The organism is Arthrobacter sp. 2RAF6, from assembly GCF_052115205.1.
Lineage (GTDB): Bacteria > Actinomycetota > Actinomycetes > Actinomycetales > Micrococcaceae > Arthrobacter.
In genome coordinates this window covers 12,038-29,394 of sequence record NZ_JBFRGF010000054.1, presented here as the reverse complement: position 1 = coordinate 29,394, position 17,357 = coordinate 12,038, and the positions used below count along the sequence as shown (strand labels likewise).

At 57.9% G+C, this 17,357-nt stretch carries 16 protein-coding genes; 4 read left to right on the top strand and 12 right to left on the bottom strand.

The features are described 5' to 3' along the window. Positions 1 to 32: 32 nt before the first annotated feature. Complete coding sequence (locus AB4Z38_RS23680) at positions 33 to 248, bottom strand: hypothetical protein (protein WP_441431973.1); 216 nt, start codon at positions 246 to 248, stop codon at positions 33 to 35. Between the two features lie 208 nt (positions 249 to 456). Between AB4Z38_RS23680 and AB4Z38_RS23675 the strand changes: the two genes are divergently transcribed. The 3 genes from AB4Z38_RS23675 to AB4Z38_RS23665 all read left to right on the top strand — a co-directional run bounded on the left by AB4Z38_RS23675 (position 457) and on the right by AB4Z38_RS23665 (position 3,945). Continuing rightward, positions 457 to 756 (top strand): hypothetical protein, encoded by a 300-nt coding sequence (locus AB4Z38_RS23675; RefSeq protein WP_441431972.1) that lies wholly within the window; start codon positions 457 to 459, stop codon positions 754 to 756. Positions 757 to 1,501: 745 nt separating this feature from the next. Beyond that, on the top strand, positions 1,502 to 2,524 hold the full coding sequence (locus AB4Z38_RS23670; protein ID WP_441431971.1) for an Abi family protein: 1,023 nt from the start codon (positions 1,502 to 1,504) through the stop codon (positions 2,522 to 2,524). A gap of 1,259 nt (positions 2,525 to 3,783) precedes the next feature. Beyond that, a complete protein-coding gene (locus AB4Z38_RS23665) occupies positions 3,784 to 3,945 on the top strand; it encodes a hypothetical protein (RefSeq protein WP_441431970.1) in 162 nt (53 codons plus the stop codon). A 60-nt stretch (positions 3,946 to 4,005) separates the two neighbouring features. On the opposite strand, the gene AB4Z38_RS23660 is transcribed toward AB4Z38_RS23665, so the two are convergent. From AB4Z38_RS23660 to AB4Z38_RS23625, 8 genes are all read right to left on the bottom strand, one after another. Beyond that, positions 4,006 to 4,791: an amino acid ABC transporter ATP-binding protein gene (locus tag AB4Z38_RS23660; RefSeq protein WP_441431969.1), complete on the bottom strand. Its 786-nt coding sequence runs from the start codon at positions 4,789 to 4,791 to the stop codon at positions 4,006 to 4,008. After that, a complete protein-coding gene (locus AB4Z38_RS23655) occupies positions 4,788 to 5,810 on the bottom strand; it encodes an amino acid ABC transporter permease (RefSeq protein WP_441431968.1) in 1,023 nt (340 codons plus the stop codon). The genes AB4Z38_RS23660 and AB4Z38_RS23655 overlap by 4 nt, the downstream gene beginning before the upstream one ends. 180 nt (positions 5,811 to 5,990) lie before the next feature. Next, the gene (locus tag AB4Z38_RS23650) at positions 5,991 to 6,905 is read right to left on the bottom strand and encodes an ABC transporter substrate-binding protein (protein WP_441431967.1); all 915 of its coding nucleotides are present in this window, start codon (positions 6,903 to 6,905) and stop codon (positions 5,991 to 5,993) included. Positions 6,906 to 7,365: 460 nt separating this feature from the next. Next, positions 7,366 to 8,274, bottom strand: a complete 909-nt coding sequence (gene glsA, locus AB4Z38_RS23645; protein WP_441431974.1) for a glutaminase A — start codon at positions 8,272 to 8,274, stop codon at positions 7,366 to 7,368. Positions 8,275 to 8,372: 98 nt separating this feature from the next. Next, positions 8,373 to 9,170, bottom strand: a complete 798-nt coding sequence (locus tag AB4Z38_RS23640; protein WP_441431966.1) for a hypothetical protein — start codon at positions 9,168 to 9,170, stop codon at positions 8,373 to 8,375. A 29-nt stretch (positions 9,171 to 9,199) separates the two neighbouring features. Further along, entirely contained in the window at positions 9,200 to 10,372 is a 1,173-nt protein-coding gene (locus AB4Z38_RS23635) for a mandelate racemase/muconate lactonizing enzyme family protein (RefSeq protein ID WP_441431965.1), read from the bottom strand. A gap of 81 nt (positions 10,373 to 10,453) precedes the next feature. After that, a complete protein-coding gene (locus tag AB4Z38_RS23630; protein ID WP_441431964.1) occupies positions 10,454 to 11,458 on the bottom strand; it encodes a Gfo/Idh/MocA family protein in 1,005 nt (334 codons plus the stop codon). A gap of 138 nt (positions 11,459 to 11,596) precedes the next feature. Beyond that, positions 11,597 to 12,754, bottom strand: coding sequence for a M24 family metallopeptidase (locus AB4Z38_RS23625; RefSeq protein ID WP_441431963.1), 1,158 nt, complete (start codon positions 12,752 to 12,754; stop codon positions 11,597 to 11,599). A gap of 338 nt (positions 12,755 to 13,092) precedes the next feature. On the opposite strand from AB4Z38_RS23625, the gene AB4Z38_RS23620 reads away from it, so the two are divergent. Then, a complete protein-coding gene (locus AB4Z38_RS23620) occupies positions 13,093 to 14,028 on the top strand; it encodes a LysR family transcriptional regulator (protein WP_441431962.1) in 936 nt (311 codons plus the stop codon). Positions 14,029 to 14,140: 112 nt separating this feature from the next. On the opposite strand, the gene AB4Z38_RS23615 is transcribed toward AB4Z38_RS23620, so the two are convergent. The 3 genes from AB4Z38_RS23615 to AB4Z38_RS23605 all read right to left on the bottom strand — a co-directional run bounded on the left by AB4Z38_RS23615 (position 14,141) and on the right by AB4Z38_RS23605 (position 17,135). Continuing rightward, complete coding sequence (locus AB4Z38_RS23615) at positions 14,141 to 15,295, bottom strand: MFS transporter (RefSeq protein ID WP_441431961.1); 1,155 nt, start codon at positions 15,293 to 15,295, stop codon at positions 14,141 to 14,143. Between the two features lie 83 nt (positions 15,296 to 15,378). Then, the gene (locus AB4Z38_RS23610) at positions 15,379 to 16,113 is read right to left on the bottom strand and encodes a sugar phosphate isomerase/epimerase family protein (RefSeq protein ID WP_441431960.1); all 735 of its coding nucleotides are present in this window, start codon (positions 16,111 to 16,113) and stop codon (positions 15,379 to 15,381) included. 791 nt (positions 16,114 to 16,904) lie between these two features. Then, on the bottom strand, positions 16,905 to 17,135 hold the full coding sequence (locus tag AB4Z38_RS23605; protein ID WP_441431959.1) for a hypothetical protein: 231 nt from the start codon (positions 17,133 to 17,135) through the stop codon (positions 16,905 to 16,907). Positions 17,136 to 17,357: the final 222 nt, after the last annotated feature.

The following is a 17,357-nucleotide window of genomic DNA, read 5'->3' as shown; positions in this document are numbered from 1 at the left end:
TCTGTTGAGCCAGGGCTGTCCATCCCGGCGGTTCATAGCTTCGCCACGTCCCAGGACTTGATGTGGCGCCAGGTCATTTGCTCCCACCATGGCCCGTCCCAATCAGCACGAAACTCGAACAGCGTGTACCAGCGCAACGTAAACGAGGCCCTCAGCGTTCCGATGGCGGTGGCATCGTTGCGCACTTCGGTGACGGCGGGAACGGCGAACTCGAACCAACCAAGGTCATCGAATGAAAACACGTCCATGCGTGATGCCTGTTCTGGTCCTAGTCTTCGCCTTGGCGCGCGCATTTGCGCCCGGGGTTGTGCGGAAGCAGCCAGAGAGTAACGCATACCCCGACGCAGCTGACACACCTGGAATGACATCAGGCCAAAGGCACAATCTGGCCGAAGACGATGCTTCATTGGCAGCATATGCGGCCGGGGAGCGCGATCGATACCCCGGAGGGGCCGCATGGCAGGGCGCAGGCCCGCAGCGGGCAACAGGGAAGGCAGCAGGCAAGGAAAGGGCAGCGCAGATTTCCCGGATAAAGTCTCACCAGGAACTGTCTTCATCAGTTCCTCCATCACTGACGAGAGGCCTGATGTGTCCGAAGTGTACGACTACAAGAACTACGAGGAATACCAAGCCTGGGTAGAGGCTGTTGAGGCGAGGGAGGAGCTAAGCCCCTCCGAACGTCAAGACATCATCAACGCGGCCCCGGTTCCGGACGAAACATATGAGGAAGCCCTAGAGCGTCACGCTGACGACTAGCTCCACGGCAGAGGCCTCTCACGCTTTGTCGTGAGAGGCTTTTTGCTGCCCCGTGGCGCCACAAGCGCCCCATTTGAGCCGCGTGGGACTTGAACTGCATCGAGAGCCTTAGAGGCCGCCGAAGGCTCCTGACAAAGCGGCGGGGAATCGGATCAGGGAGGCGATGGGGCTGGTGTGAAGGCTGAGAGCTCTCTTGACTAGCGCACGATCAGCTGAGCTTCCGGGAATGTCTGTTCCATTGTCCTATCGTCCACCCTGCGACGGCACCTGAAGGAACAGGTATGCGGCCTCAAAACAACCCACCCGTCCGGGTGCACCGCGCGCGGGCTGCCGCGCACGCGGGCGACGCTGATCTGCATTGAGAATTGGCGGTGGGGTCAACATGGTTCGGCGCTTCGGTCAAACCCCTTGATCAGCTCCGGGGTGACGAAATCCAGCTATGGGTGTTCACCAACGGCAGCACTGGTAGCTGCGAGAACTCCAGTGAGCGAGGAATTGAACCGCCTAGCAGGTTAGAAGCCAATGACATGCGGAGAGGCGCGCTGACCTTAAAGCTCTACGTCTCCTGCATCTAACGCATGATTCCATGAGCTGTAGGCGCAGCAGCTCTTCTCGTGCCGATTGCGAGCTTCCCATGGAGTGCTCGTACTCCCTTTGATTGTGCTAGATTCTATCTATCAGACATCGCCCCCCTCTGAGCCTCGGCTCAAGGGGGCGATTTTCATTGTGCGACAAACGGTGAAGCGTGGAGTATACGAAGGACTTCAAGGAGCGCGACGAGCTGCTTCAACAACTCGAAGACCGTGGCCTCGCCATTCCTGACCGCGCCGCGGCGCTTAACTTCCTTACGCCTGTCGGCTACTTCCGCTCCGGTGCATACCGGTACGTCTTCCGGCAGCTGCTTCCTGCGGACAAGGTCAGCGAGCGTCTGCACCAGTACCGATCAGACGAGTACATAGCTGGTGCAAGCATCGATCACGTCATGAAGCTGGAAGCATTCGACTTCAAGTTGGCCCGAGTCTGCCAGGAAGGCCTATTGGAATTCGAGGTGCGCTTACGGGCTGCCATCGCCCACACGCTCGCCTCGAAGAACGTCGCAGCCCATGCGTCCAAGGAATTTCTGGATGCGCAAAGCTGCGATAAAGCAGCCGGCGAACACACAAAGTTTGATGCGTGGACGAAGACCTGGAGGGACGCGGTCACTTCTGGCGCGGAGGACGAAGACTTCACCAGGCACCACCTGTTGAAGTATCCGGAACAAGACCTCCCTATTTGGGCCGTCACTGAAGTGTTGAGCTTCGGAAATCTGCCGTTCCTCTTCGAACTCATGCAAACCCCGGACGCGCGCGCGGTGGCCCGCATGTTCGGGTTTGCCCATCCCAGCCGGTTTGGTGCCGTGCTACGCATGATGGTGGACTTTCGAAACGCCTCCGCCCACGGCTCGCGTCTTTTCAACCGGGCTTTCAAGCGATCTCTCTCGCTCCGAGAACACGACACTGACGGCGCGTTGCTGGCCCACTTGCTCAAGCCCGGCTTCACTGTCACACCCAAAGCACATCAAAGGCTCTACATCTACGCCGCCGTCTTGGCCTTCATGCTCAGGTCACACACAAGCGGTACAAACTGGCCTCTGACCTTCAAGACGCAAGCCAGAAAACTCGACCTTAGGCTTCAGGCCCCGGACGGGTCCGACCTCATCTCACCGCAGGTTAGCATGGGCTTTCCCGCCCAGTGGTCAGACCTGGACCTCTGGAAGCCGGCGCCCTGAATCGGGCCACTTCATCCGGCTCCATCAGCTTCGCCAAGCCGGTATATCGAACTGGATGTCTTCCGTAGCTGCCTTGATGAGCAACCTCTGGAGGTGGGCCAGCCTTTGGAGAACTGGCTTCTAGAGCATGGAATGCTTGTGGTGACTTCAGATCGTAGGGTTTCTTTTATGCACCTGTCCCTTTTGGAATTGTTTGCCGGCATGGAGGTCGACGAAAACTAGAACGTCTCATGCTCAGCTCCTGTCGAACACGGCAAAAAACCACGCTTTTCCGGAGGTATCTGAGACTGTTTTGCGGGCCTGTGGTGGTGTGCGACGAACCATCGCCATGTCGGGTTTGAATCCTGGCCACGAACGAGACCAGCTGATGCGCGTGCAATTTGATCCCGATGTGACAGGAGTAGCCTCCCAGCCCTTCAGGATCACCCTTCCCGAGTCGCTCCCCCAGACTTCGCACGGACCCGACTATTTGCCCGGCAGGCCGACGGCACAGGCGTCGTCATCGATATCCGCCCCGACGCCCTGCTCAACCTGGTCACGGGGCGTGGAAGTCTGGGCCCGGGAAGGCCTGCGCAAACCCTGGTCCGCGTCTTCAACATCAAGGTCTATGCCGCAGGTCGTTCTCGCTGTGGCGTATCGCCGCGGATCATTTGATTACGCGGACGGAGTGACATTCGCGAAAATGGAAAGATTTCCTCTGATTGAGGTCATCCCTTATCCAGATAACTAGCCCGTCGCTGGTCCTGGATTCGACTGTTCCGACCCAGTCCCGGGTTCCGAACCCTCGAATCGACAAAACGTCGCCGGGGCTGACGCTTGTCCAGATCACCAGGGGGTGCCTCTGCGCGTCCTCGCAATGTGGTTCTTCCAGGTGCGGGTCCTCTTGATGGTGCTCTGTCACGTGTTGTGTTGTCCCTTCGACAGGTCCGTGGCCTCCGGCGGGTGCTTGGGCAGGATGTCTGGGGACACCCGTGCCGGCTCCCGAGTCATAGCAAATCGAGTTCGCGAGTGATGCCGAACGGGACGTCGGGGCTGAGGGCCGACCTCGAAGGTGTTGTGATCGACCCTGGTTACGACAATGCCGCGATCTGTTGCTTCGTTGCGGAACAGGGCGCAAGTCTGTTCAAGTTGCCGATCCCTTGATGCGGGTCCTCGACTTTGACAGTGATCCTCGAGGTTGTTGTCGGCATTATGGCTCTCCGGATCGGGATGGTTGATCCCGACGTCCACACTGCACACTGGTTCAGCAGGGACGCGCGGTGGGAGACCCGCAACGGGCAGCCATCGGCACCGGGGAACTTGTCAGCGTCGAACACTGGCAGGTCCAGGCCAAACTGCCAAGCGCCAACGCGGAGCTCCGGACGTTCACGTTGCGCCGGGAACCGTTGGCTACCCAGCGGGAGCTGGAATCGATCACCTAGTGCCGGCTGACATCTACCGCCCCACCCCAGACCAACTCTGGAAGTGGATCCGGGACGAGTTCATTTCACCGCGGACTCGTTCTGGGCAAGCATTCCCAGGAATCTGCGCGTGCGTTCGTTGGTTGGGTTCGAAATAATCTGTTTTGGATTGCCCTCTTCGAGTATGCCTCCGTCAGCCATCACGATGAGCCGGTCGCTGACGTCCCGGGCGAAGTCAATCTCGTGTGTAACAACCATCATTGTCATTCCCTCCTCTGCGAGATTCCTCATGACGTCGAGGACCTCGCCAACCAATTCGGGGTCCAATGCTGAAGTTGGCTCATCGAAGAGGATCACCTTTGGTTCGAGAGCCAAGGCCCGAGCTATCGCGACTCTCTGCTGTTGTCCGCCCGAGAGTGAGCCAGGGTAGGCGCCCAGCTTGTCCCCGAGGCCTACTTGCTCAAGCAAGGCAGCCCCGCGTTCCCGCGCCAATGCAATTGGTACTTTGCGCCCAAGGGTCAACCCGATGGTCACGTTCTGCAGAGCTGTTAGATGCGGAAAAAGGTTGAAGTTCTGGAACACCATTGCAATATGGCTTCGCTGTCGAGCTGCCGGGCCGCGTTTCAGCGCATGGCGTTTGCCGCCATGGATCCGGTAGCCCATGAGCTCGCCGTCAAGATAGATGCCCCCTGAGTCGATTGATTCGAGATCGGCAATGCATCTGAGCAACGTGGTCTTTCCGGATCCTGATGGGCCGATAAGGGAGAGTACCTCTCCGTGCTGGAGACTTACGCTCACACCTTTGAGGACTTCGTGGTGGGCGTAGGTCTTTTTGACGTGCTCGACCCGGATTACTGGTTCGCTCATCGCAGCTCGCCTCCCAGATCTTGCGCACTGTTCAACTTCAACTTCGCCGCTGGTTGGCGCCTGTCTCCAGTTGGACGTCGCGACCCGCCGCGGGGAATCGGGCGTCGTCCTCGAGAGAAGTGCCTTTCGAGGTGACGCTGGAAGTAGGAGAGGATCGTACTTGCGACCAGGTACCAAACACTGACGACAATCAAGAGCGGAATTGTCTCGTAGGTACGGGAGTAGATCAGCTGAGCTGAATATAGGAGCTCGGGGTAGGCGATGGCGCTGACCAGAGCAGTCGACTTCAGCATCCCAATGACTTGGTTGCCCGTTGGTGGGATGATCACGCGCATGGCCTGTGGGAGCACGATGCGGTTGATGGTTGCCTTTCTGGACAGGCCGATCGTTTGAGCGGCTTCAAACTGTCCCGGGTCAACCGATGTCATTCCGGCGCGAACTATCTCTGACATGTAGGCCGCCTCGTTGAGGCCTAGGGCCAACAGGCTTGCGAGGAAAGGAGTGATCAGGCTGTTTGTCTCGACACTGACGAAAGTTGGTCCAAAAGGGATCCCCAACGAGACTGTCGGAATCAGGAGCGAGAGGTTGAACCAGAAGATGATCTGAACGAGAAGTGGCGTACCGCGGAAGAACCCGACGAACAGCAGGCTTGCCGTTGAAAGCACCGGATTCGACGACAATCTCATGAGTGCCAGCGCGGTGCCCAGTACGATGCCTATGGCCATCGCTAGGACCGTGAGTTCCAGCGTCCTGTAGAGCCCCAGCAGGATTTGCGGCCCAAACAAGTATTGGCGTACAACGTCCCATTGCATGCTTGAGTTAGTGACGAACAGGTTCGCGATCAGGCCAAGGGCAACAAGCGCGACCGCGCCGGACAGCAAACGACCATAGCGAATCTGATGGGCGAGTGGCAGCTCGTGTTGGTTTTTTCTAAGGATTGGTGCAACATCCTTCAGGCCGACCTTTTCGCTATTCGAAGTGATTCGGCCCGGGTGCGATTGCCTATGTTGCAGTGGCACATCGGCTCCTCTCTAGTCCTGGGCAGAGCGGGGACGAGCCACTAAAAATTCGCGTCTCATGGTCCTCGTTGGCCCTATGTAATGTTGCCGCGAAACGGGACGCGAAGCACTAGTTTTCACTGGCTCCTGTGGATTTGGATTCGGTGGTCTCCGACGTCCCGTTCCGCCGCATGGCGGAAGCTACTGAAACAGCTCCGGTGGACCGGTCAACTGGTTAGCCTCGCTTCCGTACTTGGCAAGGATCTTCTGGTACCTGCCGTCAGCCACCAGATCCTTCATTGCTTGCAGAACGGCCGGTGTGAGCGGGCTTTTCTTTGGCATCCCTATGCCCATTGGCGCGGATTCATAAAGGAACGGTTGGACCACAAACTTCCCGTTGCCTTTGGGGGCGAGGACAGGAAAGGTATCGCTTCCTACGCTGAAGACTTCAACCCGCCCGCTCGACAGCGCTAACATCCCCTGGTTTGCTGAGGGATACGCTTGCGATATGATCTCCGGCTTCCCCGCCTTTTTGCATTCAGCGCTAAGTGTCGCCAGGTGGTCAGCTTGAGCCGATCCTTGCAGGACGCCGGCGGTGAGACCGCACAGATCCGTGCCGGTGGAGATCGTCTTGTTTGAATTCGACGGAAGGATGAATCCTGTTGCGTACTGACCAAGGGATATGAAGTCCATGATCTTTCTACGTGCATCGGTGACCGCGAAAGATGGCATTCCGATGTCCCAGCGGGCGGCCTGGAGTCCAGGAATGATGTCGTCGAATGTGGCTGGTTCGATGGTGATATGGAGTCCAGTATCGGCGGCGATGGCATTCGTCAGGTCGACCATATATCCGACCCATTTTCCGTCTTGCATGAACCCGGCCGGAGGGTAGTCCTGTAGCGCAACCGCTTTGACCGTTTTGTTTTTGTATGACTCAGGTACAAGCTTTGCGGCGGCCCCGGCACCCGGCGCTGCTGTTCCTCCTGATGGCTCGTTGCCGCCACCGGTCCCGGTGTTGGAGCAACCGGACAGCGTAGCAGCCAGCAGGAACGAGATTGCGACGATTCCGCCAGCTAGTTGGCTCCTCCGTCGCAGCCCCTTCGTTTTGTAGAACATTTGGTCTCCTTTAACCTAGTTCCCGATTCACATGGTGTTGCTGGTTGGCCTAAGCCAATGCGTTCGCGGTGGTAGTTTTCCTGCGAACGCCACACCCCTGTCCGCAGCGCTGCGGTCCAAGGCTTGGTCGGCCACTCCTTTTTCGCTTACGGGGCTGTTGGGCGGCCCATATATGTCGATTGAGAACAGTCTGCTCCCGGAATGGCGATATCTCCAATACTTGTTAGTTGGGCGCGGTCATGCTTTTTTCGTATTGCCAACAGTGGTTCTCGGGTCTCTATGGGTTGGAAGCCCGGCCCCTGGAAGTGTGGTGGCGATACGTGGGAGGTGAGGGCCTAATAAGCCGTTCCACGCAGGATGTGGCATCTTCAAGGCAGGTTTGGCCGCGATCCGCAGCCTGTTCGATTCCGGGGTGAATTCCTCGTCAGTGCTTTCCGGATAGTTCCGACGCAGCTCATCCCTAGAAAATGGACCAGTCCAGCGCCGAAGCGATGATACTCAGCGCCGCAAGCCCTCCGGAGGAGTTCCCTCTCCTGTCCAAGGGCGGGCTCCAAACGCAAATTGCGCCTTGCCCAGGGGCTACGCTCAGCAGACCTCCGCCAACGCCTGACTTGGTTGGGAGCCCGATTTGGAACGAAACATCCGGTGCGCCGCTGTAGGTCCCAGACATGAGCATGACTGAGTTGACCTGGTGCCGCAGGCGTTTAGGTAGCACTCGATATGCGCTTTCGCGATCTGCGAGGAAAAGGGCCGCAGATGCCAGTTCGATGCAGTTTGCAGTAAGCGCGCACTGCCGAAAGTACGAGGTGAGAACACGATCCACGTCGGCATACAGTAGTTGGTACGACGCGAGTTGATAGCCGATCGATTTGTTCCGGTGACTTACGGCAGCCTCTGACTTCGCTACCATTGCGTCGACTCTCCATGCAGCAGCCGGGTTCGACAGCCGCAGCAATTCACGTGTCGCGCAAACAGCGTCACCTGTGAGGGCTTCCAATCTGTCGGTGACGAGCAGAGCGCCAGCATTTACAAATGGGTTCAGGGGGATCCCGGAACGTGCCTCGACCCCCTCAAGAGAGTTGTATTCGATGAGGGTTGGACTCCAGCCAACTGAAGTCCATGATGAAGGCACGAGTCTGAGCAAGGCACACAGGGAGAACAGCTTCGAAAGGCTCTGGACGGAGAACGGTTCATGGCTGTCGCCCCAGGTCACCAGGTCGCCGTCCAGGGTTGCGATCGCAACGCCAAACTTGCTGCGGTCAATATTCGACAACGCAGGTATTCCCCGGGTCACTCGGCCTGTAGTGGCTGCTCGGAGAGCCTGCTCCGTGACCCCCCGTTGAAACGAAGGGTCACGGAGCAGCTGCATTCTAGAGGTAACAGGTTGGACCGACATCGGCGTTCTGTAGCCCCTAGTTCTCTTGTACTTCTGCAGAGAAATGAAGCGTGCTCATAGCAGGGATCCTGTCAGGTCAACCGCACGATGCCGGCGTCGGCTATTCCGAAGACATCTGGGTCATGTATCGATACCCAGTGATCTGCCGAGTCGCGGATCCGGTTGTGCGCCTTGACGCACTCGTACATGTTTTCGCTGAGACCGATCGGTCTTCCCTCAGTGATGTTCTCGGTGCAGAAGAACGTGTCAGACACGGCAATGACGCCGATCCGTGAGTCAATCTCCACAACGATCGACTCTCGGTGGTGGCCTCCTGACCACCACGTGCGGACGCCAGGAATGATCTCGTCTTCGTCTTCAAGTAGCCTGACCCTTTCCCAGGATCCGGTAACGAGCTCGCCGAGAGTGTTCCGATCGAAGCTTCTCCATCTGTCGTCATGCGGGTGTTCTTTGGTGACGTGGAGATGGGCCCAGCCGCGTTTGGACAAGTGGAAACGAGCATTCGGAAAAGCCAGGAGCGTGCCAGTTGAGTACAGCTGGAATGGCGTGACGACGATGTCGGTGACATCCTCAGGTTGGAGATCAAGGCTTTCAAGAGCTTTGAACAGGTCCCCGTGTGGTGGCGCCCTGAAGCGGCCTTGCGGAGCCTCGATCATGGTTAACCAGTCAGGGAAGTCTCGTGCGATGGAGCCATTAAGCGGGGGTGAGACATTGACCAAGATGCAGCGATCACCCTCCTGAATGACGGTCGTGTTGTAACCGATGCGAACCATCTCCGCCCACCGACGATTCCAAAACATCTGGCTGCCGTAGATCGTGGACTCGCCATTGGAAATGAGCGTCACGCTCCGGGAGGGGTGAGGGTCCATTGCAGTCGACTCAGTGGATGTGGGTCGATTCATACTCGAAACCCTGCGATCGCGTCCTCGTCTATTTCGATGCCCAGACCCGGGCGCTCTGAAGGGCGCACATAGCCGTCAGAGTCAATCTCGATGGGAGTGGTGATGATACCGCTGAGGCACTGGTACTCGCTGATGGGACGAACTCCAGGCTCATCCATCACCTCAAGCCACACGGGGCTGGGAACTGTGCATGCCAAGTTCATTGTTGCTGCGAGGCCGAGCCCGCTCAGTCCGTGGTGAGGAACAAAATGGAGTCCGGCCATCTCAGCGTAGGCAGCAATTTTACGCATTTGAGAAATCCCCTCTGACAAGGTGCAGTCCGGCTGGATGATGTCGTATGCTCGCCGGTCGATGAGACGGCGGAACTCGTGCAGGCCGGTGTTGGCCTCACCGCCGGCAATGTAGATTGATGTTTCGGCTGTGAGCCGGCTGAGTCCATCCAGATCATGGCGTGGAAGGGGTTCTTCAATCCATAGCACATTTCGCTCAGCGAGTTCGTCGGCAGCGATCTTGGCTGCGTAGTAGTCCCAAGGAACATCGCGGGAAGGAGAGGGCAGGTGAGTCGCTTGGTTCGCGTCAACCATGATGGTCATTGAGGGCTCGGCATCGATAATCGCGTCCACCACTGCCAGGTCTTCACGAAGGTCGTCGCGGTGGAACCGGATCTTCATGGCTTTGTAGCCCGCTTCGCGGTAGCCGGATGCGAGGTCCGCCGTGCTTGCCGGATCCCGGAGAATGTTCGTCGAAGCGTAGGCCGGGATCCTGTCACGGATGCTCCCCCACAACCGGTGGAGCGGGAGTCCAGCAATCTTGCCGATGGCGTCCCAGATCGCCATATCGACGAACCACTTCGCTGTTGCATGGCGCAAACTGACGGCGTGGAACTCCGCGGCAGTGACAGGGAGGCCGATCAGATAGGGAGCAACCCACTTCTCGATGGCTCCAGCCTGATGCCCATCAGCACCAGACCATCCGACCACGCCGCCCTCTGTTGTCACCTTGACCAAGGTGAACTCCCGGCTTGTGCGGACAAGTCCTGGCTGCCAGGACGGGCGGAATTCGTTTTCATAGGGGAGCTGGACGTTGTATGCGTCTACGGCCCGAATGAGAAGCTCGGGGCGGGTGCTTGAGAAAGTCGGTTCGGCGATCAGGTCAGTCTTGAGTAGCATCGCATGTCCTTTATGACGAGTTGTTTTTTCTTCGATTGAATAGGTCTCGACGGAGACGAATGCCGATTAAGCTATGCGGCGTTACTGGAGCGAATGAGTCCGGATCGCAGCGAAGATCCGATCCACAACCTCCACGTCTGCAAGACCCGCTTCAGGGGTGATTCCTGCTAGTGAGCCGCCTCTGCAGCCGTCAATGAACGATTCCATGACGTTAACCAGGGAGGTGTAGAACATTTGTGGGGCTGGAATCCACCGCCCTTCCCCCGACGCGGTGCAGACTCGAACGCCGCTTCGTTGGCCCACATAGTCAACCCACACTTCCAGGTAGCCCTCGTCCCCGATGACGCGAATCTCCGGCAGCGAGAATCTCGGAACACCAACAGTCCAGCTATACGACTGGGTTCCGATGACTCCCCGATCAGTTTGGAACGCGACTGCAACCGAGTCCCCGGTTACTTCCTCGGTTACGAAGAAGTTCTGAAAGGCGGACACATCGACGATTCGACCCAGCAGGTGCTCGACCAACCGTGCGATGTGACATCCGTTCTCCATGAGCACCCCGCCAACGCCTCCATCGCTGCCACGCCATCCCGTACGGCGCCATTCCGGTCCGAGCTGAAAAAGCCGGCTCACCTCGGCGTGGACTGGCCGTCCGATCTCGCCGCTGGCCAATACTTGTTTGGCCATTTGGACACATTCCAGGTAGTCATAGTTTTCGCCGACGGCCAGCACCTTTCCGGTCCTGGCAGACTCGGACAACATTCGCTGGGCTTCGGTGCCGTCGGTGGCCATCGGCTTTTCGACCAGCACATGCTTGCCAAGACGCATTGCCTCGATGGAAGAATCAGCATGCAAGTGATGAGGCACCCGTAGGTCGAATGCTTCAAAGTCAACCTTGTTGGCAGCCTCTTCAAGGGTCTGAAAATAGGGGATGCCAAGCTTCGTACCGAAGAGTTTCGCGCGTTCCACGTCGCGGTCGACAACCGCGCGAACTTCCATGCCTTCCACATGCGGGTAGACGTCCTTGAGTAGGATGTCGGCCAGAGCCCCGCATCCTACGAGCGCAATACCAAACAGCTGGCTCATCACTTACCTCCGAATAATCTGGTGTTCAGGGATGGGCTTCTTTGCTCCGCCCCTTGGCCGGTCCGCCCCTGTGCTTTCCAATGGTGCGCAGGATCAGCTCGAAATTTAGCTGTTGTTGCTTCCTCTGTCTGAGCTGGTCTAGTCACCCTTTGTGAGGAATGTACGATTGGTGCGAGTTAGAGGCTCGTAGCCTTCCGAGGTAATCCGCACCGTTTCGCTGACCGAGATTCCGGAGGCGGACAGGTACATGTGAAAGACCATGTTTTCTTTGAGCTCCCACTCCGAGCCCGGAGTAAAGAGATGGTTGAAGTCGCCCGGCTTCGGTGCTGAGATCAGTCCCAGCCCATACCCGGTATTGTTTGGCACTACGTCGCGTAGCCGTGAGTCGATCAACGCGTTCCTGCCGACCCGGTCGACGTCTTTCGCGACTGCACCTGGTCGGAGCTGCTCGAACTGACGGTCTTGGATTTCGACAAGCCGATCGAAGGTCGTCTGCAGATTTCCCGGAACAGGTCCGTAGACTGCTGGCCGCATGAGCCTCGAGGAGTAGCCGTTTACCTGGGGTAGGAGTTCGATGTGAACGGGCTGGCCCGCTTCTAGCCGTCCCCCCGTCACGCCAGCATGGAAGTGGGTACTTCTGGAACCCATCCCGAGCAGCACCAGTCGAGGGGCATTGTTGTCGGCCCCCGCTTGGAGGGCCGCTTGATAGCCAGTCGCGACGAGCTCGAAGTCGCTCACGCCGACTGCCAGGGCATCCACCGTGGCGGCCATGGCAAGGTCTGCGATTGCGCCGGCCCGGCGATGAAGTTCGATTTCTGCTTCAGACTTGATGGCCCGCATCTCAATCACGATGTCGCCCAAGTCGCTGAATCGAGCGGTCGGCAGCGCTTCGCGGATCCGCGAGTAGTCTCGGACCGTCAAGAAGTTTGCCCCGAACTCCTGCCCCACGGTTGAGGCTTCGAGTCCGAGGTTGCGCAGCGAATGTACGACAAGATCAACGGGATCGTCCCAGTCCACATAGGTCACGAAGTTAGTGATCCAGGAAACGGCTTCGAAGACCGGGGCGTCAATTTCTCGTACGATGCCATATGCATCACCATCACTTGTCACGATCACGCACTGATACATGACAGCGGTAGCTGAGTAGCCTGTGAGGTACTTGAGCGAATCTGCAGAGTCAAGGATGGCTGCGTCGAACCCCTGGTCCCTGATCGTCGCGACAAACCGGTTAAACCGGGTCCGCGCCTCGGTGTCGGCATTGTTGTCGTCAACCTGGGCGGTCCGTGTCTCATTCATGGCGCGATTCTCATTCCTGATTCCTGCTTAAGGGGTATGAAAATATCGTGTCCTCCGGCCTGACCATACGTCCAATACTTGTTTGATAGCTTCGGCAATACCTTTGACGTATTGCCAAGGCGGTGATGCTCGATGACGTGCTTTACGTGGATGGCAGGGTTGCAAATGGGTATCCCTTCCCGCGCTAGATCAACGTACTGTCCTTGATCGGAGGCACGAGGTATACCGTTCTCGCTCAAGTGACTCTTTGGTAAGGGCAGGCTTGATGCCGACCTCCTGACCAGCAGAGGGATTGCTTATCATTTGCCTCGGTGACTTGCGACTCATATGATCGTCACGTGGAGTTTCGTCAGCTGCGGTACTTCGTAGCCGTCGCTGAAGAGCTGAACTTCGGGCGGGCAGCGCGCAGACTTCTTGTTTCCCAGCCGCCACTGAGCGTGCAGATTAAGGCGCTTGAAAATGAAGTTGGCGTCTTGTTGTTGGAACGCAACTCCCATGGTGTCAAGTTGACGCCGGCTGGCCGGGCGATGCTCGAGTCGGCCTATGAAGTGCTTGGTCTCCTGGATCTACTTCCCGCTAAAGTCGTTGCGGCCGCTGCGGAGGACAGCCGTACGTTTTCGGTTGGTTCGGTTCCACTTGCGGTACCAAACCTGCTGCCCGCCGTGCTCCGGCGGCTCAGTACTTCGTTTCCGGCAGCGCGGCTCGTCGTCCACGAATTGAACAGTAGTGACCAGATTGAAGCATTGGAGTCCGGGACAATCGATGTAGGACTCATCCGCCGGGGGTTCAGGTCTGCCAAGCTTGCCCAAGAGCCAGTTCTCGTTGAACGTCTGGTTGCGGCAGTTCCTACTGATCATCCTCTTGCGCAGCTAGGTGAGATCAAACTGGCAGATCTAAAGCAGGAGGACTTCGTGTTCTTCACCCGAGAAGTTGGCCATTGGCAGTTCGATGAGCTAATTCGCATCTGCGAGGCAATTGGTGGGTTTACTCCGCGTGTGGCGCACCAAAGCCACACCGTGATGCACCAGTTGGGCCTCATCAGCGCGGGCCTTGGAGTTGCTCTTGTTACCGAACTGACAAAATCGATCCACGTCGACGGCATAACGTATCTCACCGTCACGGACGTCACCTCGGGGTTCCCGCTAATTGCCGCTTGGAACAACAATGCAGAGGATCCGATACGCGGCGAATTCCTGCAAGTTCTAAGGGAAGAAGTCGCAAACCGGTTTCCGCCTTCCGAAGAGCACGGACGACCAGTGCTTCGCCTCCCGTAAGAACATGCCCGGCCTGGATCCAGGCACCAAAGAGTGGAGCTGGTGGGGGCAATTCTTCGCTTCATGGTCCCGCTCGCCATTCCAAACTCTTAGCTGGATCTAAGACAACCCATCAAACATTTGTCAGGCTCTTCGGGTAGGCAATCATTAGTGCAGCCGAAGCAATCCAAACGAAGCCGATCGCGGCCACCGACACGGCACCCCCTGCAACTTCAGAAAATGAAGCCGCCAGAACCACGCCCGAGGCAGAGGCCGTGCCGTTCAATCCTGCACTAACGGTAAAGATCTGGGATTTTAGGTACGCGGGACTGTGACGGTTCCGAAGGAAAAGCATTGCTGCGGTGGCAGGGGCGGTGAATACGCCTGACAGGCCAATGGCAATACCGGTCCAAACGTTTCCTATGTCAAGCACAGCGACGAGGGTCAATAGACCGGTAGCAAGGAAGCTGACCATCATGACGAACGGGGCGCGGTGCCGTGTGGGTCTGGCTGTCTCGAGGATGGAACCTAGAAGACCTCCGAGTGCGAAAAAAGTCACCAATACCGACCCTTGGCTGGGTGAGCCGGCCCGTTCCAATGAAAGAGCCACGGCTGCCACAGCAAGAGCGCCTTGCCCTACTTGGGTCAGAGTGAATGAAGCAGTTACCACCGCCAGTGGCGGATGTCGTGAGATTCTTTGGAGGCCGGCTTTGATGGCCGAGAGGGCGGACCTGCTGACTGGTGCGTGCGGGTGTAGGCCGATGGTTGGCACGCAGGCGGATCCGAAGGCTGCGCAGGCAGCCAGCACTAACAGTGAAACATGCGCAGGAAGGAACGAGGCAACGATTGCCACCAGTGCTGGACCGGCGACGGCAGAGGCATTGTAAGAAAGGGCGTCGTAGGCGAATGCTCTGCGAGGATCGGGGATCACGCCGACAACGAAGCTGGACAGCCCGCCCATATAGAAAGGCGTTACCGCACCCGCTGCGACCAGGGTTATCAGAACAACAGGCAGAGGGACGGCCCCGATGAGGGCGGCGGTCGTCAAAGCTGCTGCGGTTATTAGACCGGATGCAGCGATGACTAGCCCTGGTCGGCCCGAGCGGTCCAGGACTACTCCTGCAAGTGGTGCAGCCAGGACGCTCGGACCTAGTGAGGCAGCTACAAGCAGGCCTCCAATGGTGACGTCGTTAAACTGCTGGACGGCCAGAATCGGGAGCGCTACCGCCGCACCGAAACTCGCCATCCTCGCTGGAACCGACGCGGCGAGATACCTCAAAGCACCCATACGTGAACCCCTTCAAGGCCTCTGATTTTTGACAAACTCTTGAGGGCATCTCCCCGAGCCCACGCCAGCATCTCGAGCGTGGATTAGGTTTCCAGTTGCAAGTACTTTTCGCTTCGACCGATGGCCTCAAAAATGTCACCTGCAGTGTCGTCGAATTCGATGACACGAAGCGCGTGGGGTGCGGCGGAGAGAATGGCAGGCACGTTGAGTGCACCTTCCCCCAACGCGACTTGCAGGGATTTGTCCAGAGTCGCAGGACCATCTTTAAGATGAATGGCGATGACTTTGTTGCCGAGGGATTCGAGGAGTTCGGCAGGATCAACTCCGCCTGTTGCAGCCCAGTAGGTGTCAACTTCAAGGACGACCTCAGGCTCCAAGGCCCCAGCAAACTCCAGAAGCGCCGGCGCTCCGTGGGAGAGAGTCTCTAGTTCGTGGTGGTGATTGTGGTATCCCAATTGAATGTCGAACTGTGCTGCCCGATTGGCGAGGGAGTTCAGCCGGTCTGCTATGCGAAGTGGTCCCCCGGATGAACTCCAATCTTGAACCGGTACATGCGGCTCAATAAGCGTCTCAACGCCAAGCTTCGCGGAAATCTCAAATACTCGCTCTGGATCCGGGACTGCCATAAAGGAAGCATGCGCCGTGGGTGCTTTAAGGCCAAAGTCGGACAGGGCCGCAACTAGCTGTGGGTACTTCCCAATCATGAAGGGCTCAACACATTCGAAGCCCATAGCGGACAATTTGCCCAACGTACCAAGAAGATCACTGCCGAGCGCGTCTCGAACGGTGTAGAGCTGTAAAGATGATGTCACAGTCATTCAGAAGTCCATTCGGAGTTGGTTGTATATCGCCGAGCACAGTCAGAGCGCCCCATGCAGAACGTGGCTCTGGCCCATGAAGGAGGAGAGCCAGCATTTCGTCCCGTGTCGGCGCCACCACGAATACCGCGCCAATGAATGCCGGAACCCCCCGAGTTGCGAGCGTCGGGAGGCTCCGGCGGCTAGGGACCCGTCCTCCAGGACGGGAATATCTTCGAAATCCGCTTTCAGTCGGTCCCGGGCAACGGCAGAAATGGCAGTCTTCCTCACAGGCCACGACGACAGCCTCCGCGCCGGGAAACAGGGTGGAGTCGTCAAGGTCCGATTCAGGTAAGGTCGCGCTTTTCATGCACACTTCGCTCAAGGCTTGCCGGCAATGCTTGCCCGCAGGTGTTGGTGCACGTAAGAAATCATCTGTCTATGGGCGGACAGAGCGACACGATGATGGCTGGCTCGTAATCCGGGTCCTCGCTTCCGGGCTAAAGCTAAGCGATCCTGTCTGAGGAAGCGGGTACAGCGGCCGTTCTAATTCCAGGCAGGTAAAATCTTGGTTATTACGTCAGAATCTTTGTGGTGGTGAAGGGTGCGCGGTCGGGATCCGTCTGCGGCTATCCACACGATTGTTCGGTGGGCATCCACGGCGTCCACCACTCCTGCAAATTTCTCGCCCGACTGACGGAGAACCTGGACGCGGTCTCCTTTGGAGAGTGCAGACCAATCCTGGGCAAGGCGTTCCGGTCCCAGGGTGGGGTCCACCGCGCGCTTCTTCATCTCTTGTCCTTTCAAATGCCTTAAACTGGTAGCGGTTCCCTCGTAGAGGGATGCTTGCTTCGGGCAGCTGCGCCTGCCGCCTCTGCGTTCGGGTCAGCAACGTTGCTGGCGTGTGAGCCCGAACGGAACTTCTGGGTGGGATCCCGCACCATGTACCAGCCGGCGTCGAGGTGGGTGATCATCATTCCTACGTGATAATTCGTGGCCGCCTCCATCACTTGCGACACGGCCTTATGGAGCGCTCGGTCCATCTCTCCACCCTTCTCCACGTGAACTTCCACCATTCCTGGTGGGCGCTGGTTTGAGAATGGTTGCTGCGGGGAAGCTTCAGAGAGGCGTTCTCCTTGCACATTTAGAGGCCTTCGTCCACCTTTTAGCAATTGAGGTCTCCTAACGGCATGTCGTCTGGAGGCCTTGCGCTTCACACCATTGCCCCACAGACCGTCATAAGTATGTTCAACTCAGGCCTCAAC

Excerpts from the sequence above, each read along its gene's own strand:
- AB4Z38_RS23680 (WP_441431973.1), bottom strand. The coding sequence starts at position 248 with ATGGACGTGTTTTCATTCGATGACCTTGGTTGGTTCGAGTTCGCCGTT.
- AB4Z38_RS23675 (WP_441431972.1), top strand. The coding sequence starts at position 457 with ATGGCAGGGCGCAGGCCCGCAGCGGGCAACAGGGAAGGCAGCAGGCAA.
- AB4Z38_RS23660 (WP_441431969.1), bottom strand. The coding sequence starts at position 4,791 with ATGAGCGAACCAGTAATCCGGGTCGAGCACGTCAAAAAGACCTACGCC.
- AB4Z38_RS23650 (WP_441431967.1), bottom strand. The coding sequence starts at position 6,905 with ATGTTCTACAAAACGAAGGGGCTGCGACGGAGGAGCCAACTAGCTGGC.
- glsA (WP_441431974.1), bottom strand. The coding sequence starts at position 8,274 with ATGCAGCTGCTCCGTGACCCTTCGTTTCAACGGGGGGTCACGGAGCAG.
- AB4Z38_RS23640 (WP_441431966.1), bottom strand. The coding sequence starts at position 9,170 with ATGGACCCTCACCCCTCCCGGAGCGTGACGCTCATTTCCAATGGCGAG.
- AB4Z38_RS23635 (WP_441431965.1), bottom strand. The coding sequence starts at position 10,372 with ATGCTACTCAAGACTGACCTGATCGCCGAACCGACTTTCTCAAGCACC.
- AB4Z38_RS23630 (WP_441431964.1), bottom strand. The coding sequence starts at position 11,458 with ATGAGCCAGCTGTTTGGTATTGCGCTCGTAGGATGCGGGGCTCTGGCC.
- AB4Z38_RS23625 (WP_441431963.1), bottom strand. The coding sequence starts at position 12,754 with ATGAATGAGACACGGACCGCCCAGGTTGACGACAACAATGCCGACACC.
- AB4Z38_RS23615 (WP_441431961.1), bottom strand. The coding sequence starts at position 15,295 with ATGGGTGCTTTGAGGTATCTCGCCGCGTCGGTTCCAGCGAGGATGGCG.
- AB4Z38_RS23610 (WP_441431960.1), bottom strand. The coding sequence starts at position 16,113 with ATGACTGTGACATCATCTTTACAGCTCTACACCGTTCGAGACGCGCTC.
- AB4Z38_RS23605 (WP_441431959.1), bottom strand. The coding sequence starts at position 17,135 with ATGGACCGAGCGCTCCATAAGGCCGTGTCGCAAGTGATGGAGGCGGCC.